This is a genomic window from Pseudomonas sp. LBUM1651 (assembly GCF_059716135.1).
Window position 1 is genome coordinate 874347 of the sequence record NZ_CP166805.1, and the last position, 16746, is coordinate 891092.

Genomic DNA, 16746 nt, shown 5'->3' on the forward strand with positions numbered 1-16746 from the left:
AATATTCCTTTGCCGAGGCTTAAGACGGGCGGAGGCCGCGTTCGAGCCAGAGGCGGCTGGCGAGTGTCACCAGACCGTCGAGCAGCAAGGCCAGCAGGGCGGTGCAGGCCGCGCCGAGCAGCAGTTGCGGCTGATTGTTCAGGGCGATGCCAGGGAAAATCAGGCTGCCCAGACTGTTGGCGCCGATCAGGAACGCCAGCGGTGCGGTACCGACATTGATCGCCAGCGCCACGCGCACGCCACCGATGATGATCGGTACGGCGTTCGGCAGTTCGACCCGCCACAGCACTTGAGTCGGCGTCATGCCGATGCCGACGGCCGCTTCCTTCAGCGAACCCTGAACATTTTTCAGGCCTTCATAGGTGTTGCGCACGATCGGCAACAACGAGGCGAGGAACAGGGCGAAGATCGCGGGGCCGCTGCCGATGCCGAGGATGCCCAGGGCGATGGCGAGTACGGCGAGAGGTGGCACGGTGTTGCCGATGTTGAAGATCTGCATGAAGCGTTCGGCGCGTCCCACCATGGTCGGGCGGCTGAGGAAGATGCCGGCGGGGATGCCCACAACGAGGGCGGCCAGCATGGAAACGAGGACGAGAATCAGGTGAGCTTGCAGGTAAAACAACAAATCGTCGCGGTAATGTTCGATCGTGTTGATGCCAATCCAGTGGACCAGCAGGGCCAGAAGGGCGACGACAACCGCTCCTCCTATCAGCCCTTTGCCATAGCGAATAGCCACAGGCGGACTCCTTTTTACTTTGTCGGCGAACGCAGTCCCGTGGGGCATGCCATTCCTGGCTGCCGGGAAATACAACGTTCGCGAGAAGCAGCTCATGCCGAACGCCTTCCCTGTAGGAGCGAGCTTGCTCGCGAAAAATGTCCAGACACCGCGGTTAACCAGATAGCCCGCGTTATCGTTGACGTCCATCGCGAGCAAGCTCGCTCCTACAGGGGGAATGCGTACGGCTTATCGAGCCATAAGCGCAGCCTCGTCAGGCTAACTTGCAGGTTTTTCAAACCCTGCTACGAGTGCTGTAACAGGGGAGTGGACGCCTCCACCTTTTAAAAGGTTCCATATTTAACAGCAGATAGCCACCCTTGATGCCCAACCACGTACCTGTAGGAGCCGGCTTGCTGGCGATGGCATCACCTCGGTGTATCTGACAAACCAAGGTGATGCCATCGCCAGCAAGCCGGCTCCTACAAAGTTCCGTGCGTCCGGGCGGGCGGTGGTCCGTGACAGTCGGTTTGCGCTATACTCGCCGCCCTTTTTTGAATCACCGCCAGGCGATTTCCCATGACCAAACAGGCCGCCGAAGTCGCGAAACGCCGCACTTTCGCCATTATTTCCCACCCCGATGCCGGTAAAACCACCATCACCGAGAAGCTCTTGCTGATGGGCAAGGCGATTGCGGTTGCCGGCACGGTGAAGTCTCGCAAGTCTGACCGCCATGCCACCTCCGACTGGATGGAAATGGAAAAGCAGCGGGGTATCTCGATTACCACGTCGGTCATGCAGTTCCCGTATCGCGAACACATGATCAACCTGCTCGACACCCCGGGCCACGAAGACTTCTCCGAAGATACCTACCGCACCCTGACGGCGGTGGACTCGGCATTGATGGTCCTCGACGGCGGTAAGGGTGTAGAGCCTCGGACCATCGCGCTGATGGACGTTTGCCGTCTGCGTGACACGCCGATCGTCAGCTTCATCAACAAGCTCGACCGTGACATCCGCGACCCGATCGAACTGCTCGACGAAATCGAAGCGGTCCTGAAGATCAAGGCGGCGCCGATCACCTGGCCGATCGGTTGCTACCGCGACTTCAAAGGCGTTTATCACCTCGCCGACGACTACATCATCGTGTACACCGCCGGTCACGGCCACGAGCGCACCGATGTGAAAATCATCGAGAAGCTCGATTCCGATGAAGCTCGCGCGCACTTGGGTGACGAATACGATCGCTTCGTTGAACAGCTGGAATTGGTGCAGGGCGCCTGCCACGAATTCAACCAGCAGGAATTCCTCGACGGCCAGCTGACCCCGGTGTTCTTTGGTACTGCACTGGGCAACTTCGGTGTCGATCATGTGCTCGACGCTGTGGTCAACTGGGCGCCGAAACCGCTGGCCCGTGTGGCCAACGAGCGCACCGTGGAACCGGTGGAAGAGAAATTCGCCGGCTTCGTGTTCAAGATCCAGGCGAACATGGACCCGAAACACCGCGACCGTATCGCCTTCATGCGTATCTGCTCCGGCAAATACGAAAAGGGCATGAAGATGCGCCACGTGCGCACCGGCAAGGACGTGCGGATCGGCGATGCCCTGACGTTTTTCTCCTCCGAGCGTGAGCAACTGGAAGAAGCGTTCGCCGGCGACATCATCGGCCTGCACAACCACGGCACCATCCAGATCGGCGACACCTTCACCGAAGGTGAAGTCCTGGGCTTCACCGGCATCCCGCACTTCGCCCCGGAACTGTTCCGTCGCGTGCGTCTGCGTGACCCGCTGAAATCCAAGCAACTGCGTCAAGGCTTGCAGCAGCTGGCGGAAGAGGGCGCCACCCAGGTGTTCTTCCCTGAGCGGAGCAACGACATCATCCTCGGCGCCGTCGGTGTGCTGCAGTTCGATGTGGTCGCCAGCCGCTTGAAAGAGGAATACAAGGTCGAGTGCTCCTACGAGCCGATCACCGTGTATTCCGCGCGCTGGATCGATTGCGACGATAAGAAGAAGTTCGAGGAGTTCCGGGTCAAGGCCGTGGAAAACCTTGCGGTCGATGGCGGTGGTCACCTGACTTATCTGGCCCCGACCCGGGTCAATTTGGCGCTGATGGAAGAGCGCTGGCCGGATGTGAAATTCCGTGCGACGCGTGAGCATCATTAAGCGCTGAGCGGCAAAACCAAAAGCCCCGTTGCGAAAGCACCGGGGCTTTTTTGTGCCCGACACAATCCCCTGTAGGAGCGAGCTTGCTCGCGATGCCCGTCGGTGCTCCACGGGTTGTCAGGCAGATCGCATTATCGTTGACGTTTTTCGCGAGCAAGCTCGCTCCTACAAGAGAATGTTCCCTGGTGGAACATCATCTGCCATTGTTCACCCTGCTTGCGCCAGATCGAGCTCCGCAAGCTGTTGGCAGGAGAGCGCTGGTCGATGGAGACGGTGTGACAGCGATAGGTCACCAGCACGGTGTGTTCTGACAACGGCGTGATTGCGAATTCGCTGATCGTGCGCTGGGTGAGGGGTTGGTGAGGTAACTGCTCGACCAGATCTGCTTTGGTCCAGACGCTGCCGCTGGCGCCAAACTCGATGAAATCATCGGCGATCAGGCGCGAAATTTCTTCGGCATCACGTCGGGTTGACTGTGCCAGGAGACGTTGTTCAAGTTGCAGCAGTGTTTGTGACAGATCCATGGCAGTTGCCTGTGTTTGAGTTGTTCAGCATTACTTTGGCGGAATGGACGCTAGTTAACATCGATCCCCAGGTCAACTTGGCGCTGATGGAAGTGATGGCTGGAAGTGAAACTCCGTTTGGCTCGTCAGCATCTATAAAAATGACTCAGTACGCCTGTGTCAGGAATTTCTGTAGGTGCTTTTACGGAGTTTTGTAGCCTGGCTCTGTTTTTCAGTTCTCCGGTCTTTTACCCGAGACATGTACGTTTTTGACGTCTAGCTTTCGATGGGCATTTCGCAAGTAGCGACTTCCCTTGAGCAGGAGCACAAGACAAATGGATGTGATGAAAACTGATACGGATGCACTGGCAACCCAACGACCTTCGACTCCCATTTCTGTTATCGAGCGTTACTACGATCTGATCGTCAGCAGTGCTCCTGGTTTCGAAGTCAGCGCCAGCGACGACGCTTTTGAACCTTCGATGAAGTTGCCTGCGATGGAGCCGCGTATGCAGGCCTTCCTATCTGTAGCCACTGCGCAGTTTTTCGAGATGGGCCGTTACCGAGATATACCGTTGCGTTTGTTCGACCTGAGGCAAAACGCAAGTACTCAAACCACCAAGACCTTTGCTTCGACGCTGATTGTTGCACGTGCCATTCGCCATATTCAGGATACCGGGGACAACATCCTGTTGTTTTCCCCCTCTTCTGGAAATAAAGCCATTGCTCTGCGTGATGCGGTTCTGCGGGCATTGAAAACCAAGCTGGTTCATCCAGAGCAGTTACGCATCGTCACGCTGACGCCTGCCCAGACGATTGGAAAACTACGTAGAACCGAACTTTATGACGACCCTCGGTTGCGCGCTCTGAATCCCGTGTTCGTGCTGGATACCGAGTCGCCGGAATCAGTGAAGGCTGTTGGGCAACAGTTCAAGGACCTCTTCAATCGTCGTCCATTGGGTGATTCGAAGTTGTGGCATTCCCTGCGACTCGAGAACTACCGGTTTTCTGATCAGGCCCGGGCTTTTTTTGACTTTGAGTATGGTGACGCCTGGGACACTGATCGCAAGACCGTGCATGTGCATGCGGTGTCGAGTGCATATGGTCTTCTGGGATATTGCTCAGGTGTGGAAGTGATGAAGCGTCACGGGACACAGGTTTCCACTCCTTCATTTTTATTGGTTCAACATCTCGCAACCAGTGACATGGTTCTGCACTTGCTCGACGGGGATTTCGGGGGCGCTTCTGCTCCGCGCTATACGCAGGCTGCCAACGGTTTATGGGTACAGTCGGAATCTGCGCACTTTCCCGCCGCGACATGGAGTCCAGACGAAGTGCTCGAACCGACTTTTTACACGCACCTGCCAGCTACCGCAGTGGAAATGACTGCGCAGGTCAGGGCCAATGGTGGCTCGGGAATAGTCGTTTCGCTTCACGAGTGCATACAACGCTATAGCGAATGCACTCAATTGCTCGCTAATACGCCGGTCAGCTTGCCAGCTGATCCTCGTGATCTGAAAGAGTGGTCATTAGTGATGGCTATGACAGGTTGCCTGAATGCAATCGATCGACAGTTACTTGAAGGTATGGACGGTTGCACCATCCATGCGTCGGGCACCTATTGCCGGGGGGATTTTGAAGCCATTCCCGCTGACGGGTTATCGTTCATTGATAGCGCTGAAGAAATGATGACGATCCTTCGTAATCGTTGTAATCCATGAACGCTGATTCTCACTTGATCAGCAAAGCGCTCTGCCATTTCCGCATTTATCGGGGCTACTCCAGAGCTGGAAAAACGGCATGCTTTGTTTATGTAGGCGTGGCTGAAGGTTTGGTTTATATCGCCTCATTTGTGGAGCAATGTTTTTTCGAAAATTCGCACGTAGAGCAAGAAGGAACACTGGGATGGCACCAGCTTGAGGACTTCATGAAACAGGACCAGACCGACATGTGCTTGTTGATGGCGCCCATGGAAGTCATCCAGCAATGCCGGCAGCATGGTGATGTTTTCGGCGTGAGCAGGATTCACCAGCAAGTTGATGTCTCAGCTGGATGGCAGCATGTACTGAGCCAACTCTCCCATCGAGAAAACAAGCGTCGCACTCAATTGGACAGACAAGGTTTTAGTTTCGATGTGTCGCTTGAAGATGAAGACTTCTTCGCTTTCTACCGCTCGATGCATACCCCGACAATGAGCGCCCGTCATGGTTGTTTTGCCCGGAGCGTGCCGGAGCAAGCTGCTTATCTCGACTTGTTTAAACAAGGCGTGTTGTTTCGAGTCCATTTAAAGGGTGAATGGGTGGCGGGAAGTATTTCCCAGATTAATGATTCGACGCGCACCTTGAATGCGCGGCTGATCGGAGTAAAGGATGGTGCCGCCGTTTACCGGGCAAATGGAGCGCAGAATTACGTCTATCACGCGATCCTCGAGTGGGCATCAGCCCAGTCAGCGATTGATTGTGTCGACTTCCAGGGCTGCGAGCCCTTTTTGAGTAAAGGAACATTCCAGTACAAGAAACGGTTTGGGGCGACGGCAGTTGTTCCTGAAAATGCATTCGGCCAATGGCGCTTGCTGATTCGAGCAAGGACGCTTTGTGCATCCACCAGACACTTTCTCATCAACAACCCGTTAATGGGGCTGGATAGCGAAGGACGGTTGCAAGCGCAATATTTTTTTGATGCAGAGCGTGGGGCTCGCTTGGATATTCCTTTCGCGTCAAAGGGCATCTATAGCGAAGTAAGACGCAACCTGGATCAATGGGATGGCTGATCGGCACACTTACCTGATTCGGGTCAGTGGCTACTTTTGCCCAATGGCCTGGGTGCTTGCTGCGTTTATCTTCATCAGTCGGTTGAGCGCCATGGTCAAACTGTTCATGGCGTTGTATCTGCGTCAGGCGCTGGCGCTGCCGATTGAAACCGTGGGCTGGTTGTTGTCCGGGTATGGAGCCGGCTTGCTGATAGGGTCGATGGGGGGAGGATTGCTGAGTGATCATTTTTCGACGGCACGACTCACTGCCGCATTGTTTTTTGTCTCGGCGTGGGTGTTGGTCTTGTTGGGACTGGTTACAGATGTGCTGTTTTTGGCAGGCTTGTTGTTATTCAGCGGAGTACTTGATGGTGCGATTCGCACGCTCCATCAACGCTTGATCATGGAGTATTGCGAGGTTGCACAGCGGGCTCGCACGCAGTCATTGAACCGTGTTGCCAGCAATCTGGGCATGGCAGTTGCCGGTGTGGTGGGGGGCGTCCTGGCGCAGACGGATTTTCGCTGGGTATTTTTTCTCAGCGCCGCCATGTCGTTGCTGGCCTTGGTCTGGTTTGTCCGGGCGACACTTCATCGAGATGTTCTGAGGCTGGATGAGGGCTCCTATAGTGCTTCAGGTTCTTGCGTACCTTATCGGGACAAGCCTTTCCTCTGGTTGTTGGGGGCCGCAGTCTTGCTCGGCCTTGCCTTTGAACCGGTCTACAGCATGTTGGGTAACTATTTACTTGATTACTATCGGTTGGGTACTGAGGTCATTGGTTGGCAATTTGCGCTCAACGCAGTGCTGGTGGTGGTACTGCAAATCCCGTTGTCTCATTGGAGTGAGCAGTGGAGCGCACGCTGGCGGCTGCTGACAGGCAGCGTGCTGCTGGCCTTCGGGCTCGGAATGTTGCCCTTTGGCGCTGGTGTGCTCTACCTCTGCCTTTCGACCGTTATCTGGACGCTTGGCGAAATTCTCTTTATGCCAACTCTGAATGTGATGGTTATGCAGCGTGCACAAGCGGGTAGAAGCGGGCATTACTTCGGTCTTTTTTCAATGTGCTGGAGCGCGAGCGTGCTGCTTTCCCCGACGCTTGGCGGCCAACTTTATGGCCATTTTGGCGGGCATAGTGTCTGGCTTGGGTGTGCGGCTTTGGCAGTCCTGTCCATGCCTCTGGTTTGCCAGGCAACTCGCAGAGAGCCCACTGAATTTAGCTGATCTGGTTATACCAATTATTCAAAACCAATCTCTTCACAAACGGCCTTCCGTCCATTCGTTAGCGTCCTATCTGGAGAACCGCGCTGATCGGAACTAGATTTCACTCAGCGCCACGCAGGCACCCCATGCTGCACTTTAGAAAGGATGGAATCGGCTATGAGCATTTTTCAAAGCATTGTGTTGTTGCTGAAGGTTTTGGTAATGCTGTCGGTTGGCATGTCAGCGGCAGCGTGGGCTGAATGCCCGGATCATGATGAACAAGCGTCGAGCGGGCAGGTGACGCACGCCGGGCTGATGATCGCCGCGTCCGAGTCGGAGCCAGGCGACCAGGGTCAGGGCGGCAGCGCGGATGATGATGACTCGACCACCGAGGATCCGGATGCCGATACCGATGAAGATGAAGGGGCTTAAGTAGCAGGCAAAAGAAAACCCCTTTTTCCCCGACTGATGCGCAGCCAGGGCAGAAGAGGTTTTTGAACAGGTCGAGTAACCCATGTGGGAGCGAGACCGGCTTGCCGGCGATGGCGGTGTGTCAGTGTCAGTTATGCTGATTGACACTCCGCTTTCGCCGGCAAGCCGGTCTCGCTCTCACAGGTTTTTCAGGCCGCTGTTACGCCGCGCCGTCGAGGAATTGCTCAGCGTAATGACAAGCCACCTGACGATTATCCAGCAGGCGCAAGGCCGGCTCTTCAGTGCTGCAGCGCTCGGTCGCATACGGGCAACGCTTGTGGAAAGCGCAGCCCGACGGAGGGTTCAACGGGTTGGGCAACTCGCCGACGATCTTGATTTTCGGCTTGTTCGGGTCCGGGTGAATGGTCGGGGTGGCCGACAGTAACGCCTGGGTGTATGGGTGCAACGGGCGTTCGTAGATGTCGTTCTTCGGGCCCATTTCCACTGGGCGGCCGAGGTACATCACCATCACGTCATCGGCAACGTGCTGCACCACCGCCAGGTTGTGGGAGATGAACACGTAGGCCGTGTTGAACTCTTGCTGCAAATCCATGAACAGGTTCAACACCTGCGCCTGAATCGAGACGTCCAGCGCCGAGGTCGGTTCGTCCGCGACCAGCACTTTTGGTTGCAGCATCATTGCGCGGGCGAGGGCGATCCGCTGGCGCTGACCGCCGGAGAACATGTGCGGGTAACGCTGATAATGCTCTGGGCGCAAACCCACCTGCTTCATCATCGCCTGCACTTTCTCGCGACGTTCGGCCGCGCTCAGGCTGGTGTTGATCAGCAGCGGTTCGGCGAGTTGATCGCCGACCTTTTGCCGAGGGTTCAACGAGGCATACGGGCTCTGGAACACCATCTGCACGTCTTTGCGCAGTTGCTTGCGTTGAGCCTTGTCGGCGCCGGCGACTTCCTGCCCGGCGATTTTCAACGAACCGGAGGACGGCTCTTCGATCAGCGTCAGGGCGCGGGCCAGGGTGGATTTGCCGCAACCCGATTCGCCTACGACGGCGAGGGTCTTGCCGGCTTCCAGTTCGAACGACACACCGTTCAGGGCGCGGACGGTCGCATGGCCCTTGAACAGGCCTCGGGACACTTCGTAGTGACGGGTGAGGTCGCGGGCGGTAAGTACGACGGCCATTACGCCACCTCCTGGTTCAGCGGGTAGAAGCAGCGGGCGAGGCTGTTGCTTTTCGGGTCAAGGGTCGGACGTTGCGCACGGCAGTTGTCCTGCACATACGGGCAGCGCGGCGACAGCAGGCAGCCTTGCGGGCGGTCGTAACGACCGGGAACGATGCCCGGCAGCGTGGCCAGGCGCGTGGCGCCGAGGCTGTGTTCCGGAATCGCCTTGAGCAGTGCTTCGCTGTACGGGTGCGCCGGAATGTCGAACAGCTGCGGCACCTGACCGACTTCGACCGCCTGGCCGGCGTACATCACGCACACACGCTGGGCGGTTTCGGCCACGACCGCGAGGTCGTGAGTGATCAGCACCAGGCCCATGTTCTGCTCTTTCTGCAACGCCAGCAGCAGGTCCATGATCTGCGCCTGAATCGTAACGTCGAGGGCGGTGGTCGGTTCGTCGGCAATCAGCAGTTTCGGCTCGCCGGCAATCGCCATGGCGATCGCAACACGCTGGCTCATGCCGCCGGACAGTTGGTGCGGGTAGGCGTCCATACGGCTGGCGGCGCCCGGGATTTCCACTTTTTCCAGCAGCTCGATGGCGCGGGCGCGGGCTTGCTTGCCGGACATTTTCAGGTGCAGGCGCAGCACTTCTTCGATCTGGAAACCGACGGTGTAGCTCGGGTTCAGCGCGGTCATCGGGTCCTGGAAGACCATGGCCAGGTCTTTGCCGACGATTTGCCGACGCTGACGGTTGCTGAGCTTGAGCATGTTCTTGCCGTCGAAGTTCAGGGCGTCGGCCGTGACGATCCCCGGATGTTCGATCAGGCCCATCAGCGCCATCATGGTCACGGATTTACCGGAACCTGACTCGCCAACGATGGCCAGCACTTCGCCCTTGTCCACGGAAATGTCGAGCCCGTCGACCACCGGAACGGCGTTCTTGTCGCCGAAGCGAACGTTGAGATTCTTGATTTCTAACAGTGACATTTGAATCTCCTCAGGCGGCGTTCTTGAGTTTCGGGTCCAGCGCATCGCGCAGGCCGTCGCCCATCAAGTTGATTGCCAGCACGCTGAGCAAAATGGTCAAACCAGGCAGACTGACGACCCACCAGGCGCGTTCGATGTAGTCGCGAGCCGAAGCCAGCATGGTGCCCCACTCAGGCGTCGGCGGTTGTACGCCAAGGCCGAGGAAGCCCAGTGCCGCGGCATCGAGAATCGCCGAGGAGAAGCTCAAGGTCGCCTGAACGATCAGCGGCGCCATGCAGTTGGGCAGCACGGTGATGAACATCAGGCGCGGCAGGGTGGCACCGGCCAGGCGCGCAGCGGTCACGTAGTCGCGGTTCAGCTCGCCCATCACCGCAGCGCGGGTCAGACGAACATAGGACGGCAGGGACACCACGGCGATCGCGATCACGGTGTTGATCAGGCCAGGGCCGAGGATGGCGACAATCGCCACGGCCAGCAGCAACGATGGCAGGGCCAGCATGATGTCCATCAGACGCATGATGGTCGGGCCGAGCAGGCGCGGGAAGAACCCGGCGAACAGACCCAGCAGGATGCCCGGTATCAGCGACATCACCACCGACGACAGGCCGATCATCAAGGACAGGCGCGAGCCATTGATCAGACGCGACAGCAGGTCACGCCCCAGTTCATCGGTGCCGAGCAGGAACTGGATCTGCCCACCTTCCAGCCAGGCCGGCGGGGTCAACAGGAAGTCGCGGTATTGCTCGCTCGGGTCATGCGGCGCGACCCACGGCGCGAATATCGCGCAGAAAATCACCAGCAGCATGAACATCAGGCCGGCGACGGCCCCTTTGTTCCTGGAGAACGCGTGCCAGAATTCTTTGTACGGGGACGGGTACAGCAGGCTTTGATCGACTGCTACCGCTGGAATTGGAGTGGTCATGGTCATGATCTCAGCGCTGATGACGGATGCGTGGGTTGGCAAAGCCGTAGAGGATGTCCACCACGAAGTTGACCAGAATCACCAGGCAGGCGATTAACAGGATGCCGTTCTGCACCACGGGATAATCCCGTGCGCCAATGGCTTCGATCAGCCATTTGCCGATGCCGGGCCACGAGAAGATGGTTTCGGTCAGGACCGCACCGGCCAGCAATGTGCCGACTTGCAGGCCGACCACGGTCAGCACCGGAATCAGCGCGTTGCGCAGGCCGTGAACGAACACCACGCGCGACGGCGACAGGCCTTTGGCGCGCGCGGTACGGATGTAGTCCTCACGCAGCACTTCGAGCATCGACGAACGGGTCATCCGTGCAATAACAGCCAGCGGGATGGTGCCGAGCACGATGGCCGGCAGGATCAGGTGATGCAGGGCATCGAAGAACGCACCGACGTCATCGGCCAGCAGCGTGTCGATGAGCATGAAGCCGGTGCGCGGCTCGATGTCATAGAGCAGGTCGATCCGCCCGGACACCGGGGTCCAGCCCAGGGACACCGAGAAGAACATGATCAGGATCAGGCCCCACCAGAATATCGGCATCGAATATCCCGCCAGGGAGATGCCCATCACCCCATGGTCGAACAGGGATCCTCGCTTGAGTGCCGCGATCACCCCGGCCAACAGGCCCAGGATGCCGGCGAACAACAGGGCGGCCATGGACAGTTCCAGGGTCGCGGGGAATAGGGAAGTGAATTCGCTCCAGACGCTTTCCCGGGTACGCAGGGATTCGCCGAGATCGCCGTGGGCCAGTTTGCCAATGTAATCCAGGTATTGGGCATACAGCGGTTTGTTCAGACCTAGGCGTTCCATTGCCTGAGCATGCATTTCGGGGTCGACTCGACGTTCGCCCATCATTACTTCCACGGGGTCGCCTGGAATCATGCGAATCAACGCGAAAGTCAGCAAGGTGATGCCGAAGAACGTGGGGATCAATAACCCCAATCGGCGGGCAATAAAACTAAACATCTTGTGGTGTACCTCATCAGCCGGTTAGGCGTGCCCGGCATGCCTGGGTCAGGAATACCGGGAGTTTCTTATCTACTTCACCTGGGTGGTGGCGAAGTTATTAGTGGTGAGCGGGCTAATGTGGTAGCCCTCTACGTTATTGCGCATTGCGGTGAACATACGGGTGTGCGCCATGCTGATCCATGGCTGGTCCTGGTTGAAGATCTCCTGTGCCTGCTCATAGAGCGCTGCGCGTTCGGCAGGGTTCACTTTAGCCCGGGCCTCATCGATCAGCGTCTGGAACTTCTCGTTGCACCAGCGCGCGTAGTTTTCGCCGTTTTTGGCCGCTTCGCAACTGAGCATAGGCGTCAGGAAGTTATCCGGGTCGCCGTTATCGCCCGCCCATCCGGCGGAAACCATGTCGTGCTCGCCGTTTTTCGCGCGCTTGAGCATTTCGCCCCATTCCATCACGCGGATGTCGATCTTGATCCCGACCTTGGCCAGGTCCGCCTGCATCATCTGCGCGCCGAGCATCGGGTTCGGGTTGGTCGCGCCACCGCCGTTGCGGGTGAACAGGGTAAACACGGTGCCTTCCGGAACGCCTGCCTCTTTCAACAGCGCGCGGGCCTTGTCGAGGTCGCGGGCGGGGTTTTTCAGGCTGTGATTGTAACCGAGCAGGGTGTCCGGGTACGGATTGACCGCTGCCGTCGCATTGCCTTTGCCAAACAACGCGTTGACCGCTGCTTCCTTGTCGAAGGCGATGTCGATGGCTTTACGTACGCGCACGTCGCTCAGGTATTTGTGCGTGGTGTTGATGGCGATGTACGCGACGGTCATTGCGTTCAGCTCGTCGACTTTCAGCTTGGTGTCTTTCTTGATGCTCGGGATGTCATCCGGCTTCGGATACAGCGCGATCTGGCACTCGTTGGCCTTGAGCTTTTGCAGGCGCACGTTGTTATCGGTGGCGATGGCCAGGATCAGCGCGTCAGCCGGTGGCTTGCCGCGGAAATAGTCCGGGTTGGCCTTGAAACGAACCTGAGCGTCCTTGTTGTACCGCTGGAAAACGAACGGCCCGGTGCCGACCGGTTTGTTGTTCAGGTCGCCGGTCTTGTTGGCTTTAAGCAACTGGTCGGCGTATTCGGCGGAATAGATCGAGGAGAAGGCCATGGCGATGTCGGCCAGGAACGGCGCTTCGCGGCGGGTCAGGGTGAATTTGACGGTGTTGTCGTCAACCTTCTCGACGCTTTTCAGCAGTTCCTTGAAGCCCATGCTTTCAAAGTAAGGGAAGCCCACGCTCGACAGTTTATGCCACGGGTGATTCGGGTCCAGCTGGCGCTGGAAGCTCCAGACCACGTCGTCGGCGTTCATGTCGCGGGTCGGCTTGAAGTATTCGGTGGTATGAAACTTGACGCCTTTGCGTAGGTGGAACGTGTAGGTCAGGCCGTCTTCGCTGATGTCCCAGGACTCGGCCAGTGCCGGAATCACTTCCGTGGTGCCGGGCTTGAAGTCCGCCAGACGATTGAAGATGGTTTCGGCTACCGCATCGGCTGTGACTGCAGTCGTGTACTGGACCATGTCGAAGCCTTCCGGACTGTTTTCGGTGCAAACCACCAGGGGTTTGGCCGAGACGCCAACGGCAACACTCAGCAACGCGGCAGCGATGGCCGCACGTAGGGGAAGCATTTTCATCGAGAACCCTCTGCAATCGGTTAAAGGACAAAAGCCGAACGGCCGACTCATCATGAGTCGACCGTCGGCTGGCACTTTTTACAAAATTTTGAACGGGATGGTGGTCACGAGACGGAACTCGTTGATGCTGCCGTCAGCCTGGTTATCGCTGGCGCGGTGGGTGGTGTAGGTAGCGCGAACTGTGGTGGCCTTGAGCGGACCGCTCTGTACGGCGTACGAAGTACCGATGCCGTATTCATAGTGGTTCTCGCCGTCCATTTTGCGCACGTCGTAGGCGGTGCCGTTGTAGTGCGTACCGTCGATGCCCCAGCCGCGAGCCTGGTAGATGTTGAACTTCAGGCCTGGCACGCCGTATTCGGCCATGTTCAGGCCGTAGGCGATCTGGAAGGACTTCTCGTTCGGGCCGTTGAAGTCGGACAGCAAGGAGTTGGCCAGGTAAATGCCGTTGGTTTCATGCAGGTAGTCGAAGTACTCGTTACCGTTCACTTCCTGGTAAGAGAACGTCAGGCTATGGGCGAGGTGAGTCAGGCCCAACGACAGCGAGTAAGTGTCGTTGTCGATCTCACCCATCAACTTTTTGCCTTCGTCGACGGTTTTGTAATAGTTCAGGCCGGTGGTCAGGCTCAGGATCGAGCTGTCGCCCAGTTCGTGAGTGGCGCCAAAGTAGTACTGGTTCCAGAAATCTTCTACGTTGGTCGCGTACAGGCTGGTTTTCAGGCTTTTCAGCGGCTGATAGTTCAGACCTGCGGTGTTTACGTGGTCGGTTTCAGCGCCATTGGCCGAGTACTCGGATGTGAATTTGGTCAGGCTCTGCTCGGTACGAGGCGATACGCGGTCGAAGGTGCCGAGGTCGAACGACAGGTTGTCGAACTCTTCGCTGTGAATGGCCACACCTTCAAAGCTCGAAGGCAGCGGACGGTTGCCGATGACGTCGACGATCGGGCTGCTGAAGTTCTGGCGGCCGGCGGTCAGGGTGGTGTTGGAGATACGCGCCTTCACGTTGGCCAGGCCCAGTTTGCTCCACTGATCCACCGCGTCGCCGTTGGTGTGAGCCAGGGTACGGTTGGAACCGCCCTTGATGTCTTCGCGGCTACGATCCAGTGCAATGGCATTGTAAGCAGCGACTTCGGTGCTGAAACCCACGGTGCCTTGGGTGAAACCCGAGGTGTAATTCAGGATAGTGCCCTGAACCCAGTTGATACGGCGCGTGCCGTTCAGGGTCTCGCCGTGGCGCTCGTAGTTGTAGGTAGCGCCTCGTTGTTTATCTTCGTTGGCGTACCAGTTACGGGTGCTGCCCGACAGGCTCTGGCCATCAATGAAGCCCTTGGCTTCCGACTGTGCATTGGTGCTTGCCAGTTGGGTCGGAACGAAGTCCTGGCTCTGGGATTCTGCGTACGCCGTGGCGGTGACGCTGCTGATGGCCAGGGCCAATAACGCAGTGCTGCTCAGTTTCATGGGTGAAGCTCCTTTTTTTTTTTCTAATGCCGGTCTTTTTTGGTGATCCGACTATTGGTTTTGACCTGAGTCAGAGCATCGCAAACGTTTGCTTCAGGCCTTATAGGCGAATTACGGCAATACGCTTGCGTGAGGGCGGAATCCGCCCCCAGCGTTTTTGGCTAATCGGTTATTGGTCGATACTGACGCCCGAGAACACGTTGCGGCCGAAAGGACTCACCTTGAATCCTTCGACTTTGGCGCTCAACGGCTGGTTGACCGTCGAGTGGGCGACAGGCGTGATCGGCACTTGCTGCTTGAGCAACTGCTGAGCCTGTTTGTAGAGCACGGTGCGCTGGTCACGATCGGTGACGACCTTGGCCTGCTTGATCAGCTTGTCGTAAGCCGGATCACACCATTGGGAATAGTTGTTGCCGCCAATGGCGTCGCAGCTGTAAAGCGTGCCGAGCCAGTTGTCCGGGTCCCCGTTGTCACCGGTCCAGCCAATCAGGCTGACATCGTGCTCGCCATTCTTGGTGCGCTTGATGTACTCGCCCCATTCGTAGCTGACGATCTTCACTTTGAGACCGATTTTCGCCCAGTCCGCCTGGAGCATCTCGGCCATCAACTTGGCGTTCGGGTTATACGGGCGCTGAACCGGCATCGCCCATAAAGTGATTTCGGTGCCTTCCTTCACGCCGGCAGCCTTGAGCAGTTCCTTGGCTTTTTCCGGGTTGTAGGCGGCGTCTTTGATGGTGTCGTCGTAGGACCATTGGGTCGGCGGCATGGCGTTTTGCGCAAGTTGCCCGGCGCCTTGGTACACCGCGTTGAGAATGCCTTGTTTGTTCACCGCCATGTCCAGCGCCTGACGCACTTCGAGCTGGTCGAACGGCTTGTGGCGCACGTTGTAGGCGATGTAGCCGAGGTTGAAACCGGGCTTCTCGATGAGTTTGAGTTTCTCGTCGTTCTTCAGCGCGTCGACGTCGGCGGGACGGGGGTGCAGGGTGATCTGGCACTCATTGGCCTTGAGCTTCTGCACCCGCACCGAGGCGTCGGTGTTGATGGCGAAAATCAGGTTGTCGAGCTTGACCCGGCTCGGGTCCCAGTACTGCTTGTTGCCGCTGTAACGGATGTTGGAATCTTTCTGGTAGCTCTTGAACACGAACGGCCCGGTGCCGATCGGCTTCTGGTTGATGTCGCTCGGCTTGCCTTCGGCGAGCAGCTTGTCGGCGTACTCGGCGGACAGGATGGCGGCGAAGCTCATGGCGATGTTCTGGATGAACGCGGCGTCCACGCTGTTGAGCGTCATGACCACAGTCAGCGGCCCGGTCTTCTCGACCTTGGCGATGTTCTTGTTCAGGCTCATCCCGTTGAAATACGGGAATTCGGTGGGATAGGCCTTACGGAAAGGTTGCTGCGGATCGAGCATGCGATTGAAAGTGAACAGCACGTCGTCGGCGTTGAAATCACGGGTCGGCGTGAAGTACTTGGTCGTGTGAAAATTCACCCCTTCGCGCAGGTGAAAGGTGTACTTGAGGCCGTCCTCGGAAATATCCCAGCTTGTTGCCAGGCCTGGTACGACGTTGGTGGCGCCTTTTTCGAACTCTGCCAGTCGGTTGTACAACGGCTCGGCGGCGTCGTTATCGGTCGCGGTCGTGTACTGCGCGGTGTCGAAGCCAGCCGGGCTGCCTTCGGAGCAGAACACCAGGCTGTTGTTGGCGGCCTGGCTGATGGAAGTGGCGGCCAGCAGGCCGGTGCCCAGCAATGCGGATAAAACCAAGGTATGGCGCATGACG

14 protein-coding genes are annotated in these 16746 nt (G+C 57.8%); 5 read left to right on the forward strand and 9 right to left on the reverse strand.

Annotated features, from left to right (window positions below):
• Positions 1-19 precede the first annotated feature (19 nt).
• Positions 20-736, reverse strand: coding sequence for an ABC transporter permease (locus ACA066_RS03960; RefSeq protein ID WP_054049992.1), 717 nt, complete (start codon positions 734-736; stop codon positions 20-22).
• Positions 737-1294: 558 nt separating this feature from the next.
• On the opposite strand from ACA066_RS03960, the gene ACA066_RS03965 reads away from it, so the two are divergent.
• Complete coding sequence (locus ACA066_RS03965) at positions 1295-2878, forward strand: peptide chain release factor 3 (protein ID WP_497698208.1); 1584 nt, start codon at positions 1295-1297, stop codon at positions 2876-2878.
• Positions 2879-3009: 131 nt separating this feature from the next.
• On the opposite strand, the gene ACA066_RS03970 is transcribed toward ACA066_RS03965, so the two are convergent.
• The gene (locus ACA066_RS03970; protein WP_497698209.1) at positions 3010-3402 is read right to left on the reverse strand and encodes a nuclear transport factor 2 family protein; all 393 of its coding nucleotides are present in this window, start codon (positions 3400-3402) and stop codon (positions 3010-3012) included.
• A 314-nt stretch (positions 3403-3716) separates the two neighbouring features.
• On the opposite strand from ACA066_RS03970, the gene ACA066_RS03975 reads away from it, so the two are divergent.
• The 4 genes from ACA066_RS03975 to ACA066_RS03990 all read left to right on the forward strand — a co-directional run bounded on the left by ACA066_RS03975 (position 3717) and on the right by ACA066_RS03990 (position 7757).
• Positions 3717-5102 (forward strand): DUF6002 family protein, encoded by a 1386-nt coding sequence (locus ACA066_RS03975; protein ID WP_497698210.1) that lies wholly within the window; start codon positions 3717-3719, stop codon positions 5100-5102.
• The gene (locus ACA066_RS03980; protein WP_497698211.1) at positions 5099-6151 is read left to right on the forward strand and encodes a GNAT family N-acetyltransferase; all 1053 of its coding nucleotides are present in this window, start codon (positions 5099-5101) and stop codon (positions 6149-6151) included. Before ACA066_RS03975 ends, ACA066_RS03980 begins: the two co-directional genes overlap by 4 nt.
• On the forward strand, positions 6144-7346 hold the full coding sequence (locus ACA066_RS03985; protein WP_497698212.1) for an MFS transporter: 1203 nt from the start codon (positions 6144-6146) through the stop codon (positions 7344-7346). The genes ACA066_RS03980 and ACA066_RS03985 overlap by 8 nt, the downstream gene beginning before the upstream one ends.
• A gap of 156 nt (positions 7347-7502) precedes the next feature.
• Positions 7503-7757 carry a hypothetical protein gene (locus tag ACA066_RS03990; RefSeq protein ID WP_497698213.1) on the forward strand — a complete coding sequence of 85 codons (255 nt, stop codon included), beginning with the start codon at positions 7503-7505 and terminating at the stop codon, positions 7755-7757.
• A gap of 199 nt (positions 7758-7956) precedes the next feature.
• Here ACA066_RS03990 and ACA066_RS03995 read toward each other — a convergent pair whose 3' ends face one another.
• The 7 genes from ACA066_RS03995 to ACA066_RS04025 form a co-directional block, all read right to left on the reverse strand.
• The gene (locus ACA066_RS03995; protein ID WP_497698214.1) at positions 7957-8937 is read right to left on the reverse strand and encodes a peptide ABC transporter ATP-binding protein; all 981 of its coding nucleotides are present in this window, start codon (positions 8935-8937) and stop codon (positions 7957-7959) included.
• Positions 8937-9905 carry an ABC transporter ATP-binding protein gene (locus ACA066_RS04000; protein ID WP_017336503.1) on the reverse strand — a complete coding sequence of 323 codons (969 nt, stop codon included), beginning with the start codon at positions 9903-9905 and terminating at the stop codon, positions 8937-8939. Before ACA066_RS04000 ends, ACA066_RS03995 begins: the two co-directional genes overlap by 1 nt.
• A gap of 10 nt (positions 9906-9915) precedes the next feature.
• Positions 9916-10827, reverse strand: coding sequence for an ABC transporter permease subunit (locus ACA066_RS04005; protein WP_497698215.1), 912 nt, complete (start codon positions 10825-10827; stop codon positions 9916-9918).
• 10 nt (positions 10828-10837) lie between these two features.
• Positions 10838-11848, reverse strand: coding sequence for an ABC transporter permease subunit (locus ACA066_RS04010; RefSeq protein WP_017336505.1), 1011 nt, complete (start codon positions 11846-11848; stop codon positions 10838-10840).
• 72 nt (positions 11849-11920) lie between these two features.
• Positions 11921-13516 (reverse strand): ABC transporter substrate-binding protein, encoded by a 1596-nt coding sequence (locus tag ACA066_RS04015; protein ID WP_497698216.1) that lies wholly within the window; start codon positions 13514-13516, stop codon positions 11921-11923.
• A gap of 78 nt (positions 13517-13594) precedes the next feature.
• A complete protein-coding gene (locus ACA066_RS04020; protein ID WP_497698217.1) occupies positions 13595-14971 on the reverse strand; it encodes an OprD family porin in 1377 nt (458 codons plus the stop codon).
• 169 nt (positions 14972-15140) lie between these two features.
• Entirely contained in the window at positions 15141-16742 is a 1602-nt protein-coding gene (locus ACA066_RS04025) for an ABC transporter substrate-binding protein (RefSeq protein WP_497698218.1), read from the reverse strand.
• Positions 16743-16746: the final 4 nt, after the last annotated feature.

What these genes read in the sequence shown, in the direction of transcription:
- ACA066_RS04010 (WP_017336505.1), bottom strand. Translation starts at nt 11,848, where the DNA reads ATGTTTAGTTTTATTGCCCGCCGATTGGGGTTATTGATCCCCACGTTC.
- ACA066_RS04000 (WP_017336503.1), bottom strand. Translation starts at nt 9,905, where the DNA reads ATGTCACTGTTAGAAATCAAGAATCTCAACGTTCGCTTCGGCGACAAG.
- ACA066_RS03980 (WP_497698211.1), top strand. Translation starts at nt 5,099, where the DNA reads ATGAACGCTGATTCTCACTTGATCAGCAAAGCGCTCTGCCATTTCCGC.
- ACA066_RS04005 (WP_497698215.1), bottom strand. Translation starts at nt 10,827, where the DNA reads ATGACCACTCCAATTCCAGCGGTAGCAGTCGATCAAAGCCTGCTGTAC.
- ACA066_RS04015 (WP_497698216.1), bottom strand. Translation starts at nt 13,516, where the DNA reads ATGAAAATGCTTCCCCTACGTGCGGCCATCGCTGCCGCGTTGCTGAGT.
- ACA066_RS03995 (WP_497698214.1), bottom strand. Translation starts at nt 8,937, where the DNA reads ATGGCCGTCGTACTTACCGCCCGCGACCTCACCCGTCACTACGAAGTG.
- ACA066_RS03970 (WP_497698209.1), bottom strand. Translation starts at nt 3,402, where the DNA reads ATGGATCTGTCACAAACACTGCTGCAACTTGAACAACGTCTCCTGGCA.
- ACA066_RS03975 (WP_497698210.1), top strand. Translation starts at nt 3,717, where the DNA reads ATGGATGTGATGAAAACTGATACGGATGCACTGGCAACCCAACGACCT.
- ACA066_RS03990 (WP_497698213.1), top strand. Translation starts at nt 7,503, where the DNA reads ATGAGCATTTTTCAAAGCATTGTGTTGTTGCTGAAGGTTTTGGTAATG.
- ACA066_RS03965 (WP_497698208.1), top strand. Translation starts at nt 1,295, where the DNA reads ATGACCAAACAGGCCGCCGAAGTCGCGAAACGCCGCACTTTCGCCATT.
- ACA066_RS03985 (WP_497698212.1), top strand. Translation starts at nt 6,144, where the DNA reads ATGGCTGATCGGCACACTTACCTGATTCGGGTCAGTGGCTACTTTTGC.
- ACA066_RS04020 (WP_497698217.1), bottom strand. Translation starts at nt 14,971, where the DNA reads ATGAAACTGAGCAGCACTGCGTTATTGGCCCTGGCCATCAGCAGCGTC.
- ACA066_RS04025 (WP_497698218.1), bottom strand. Translation starts at nt 16,742, where the DNA reads ATGCGCCATACCTTGGTTTTATCCGCATTGCTGGGCACCGGCCTGCTG.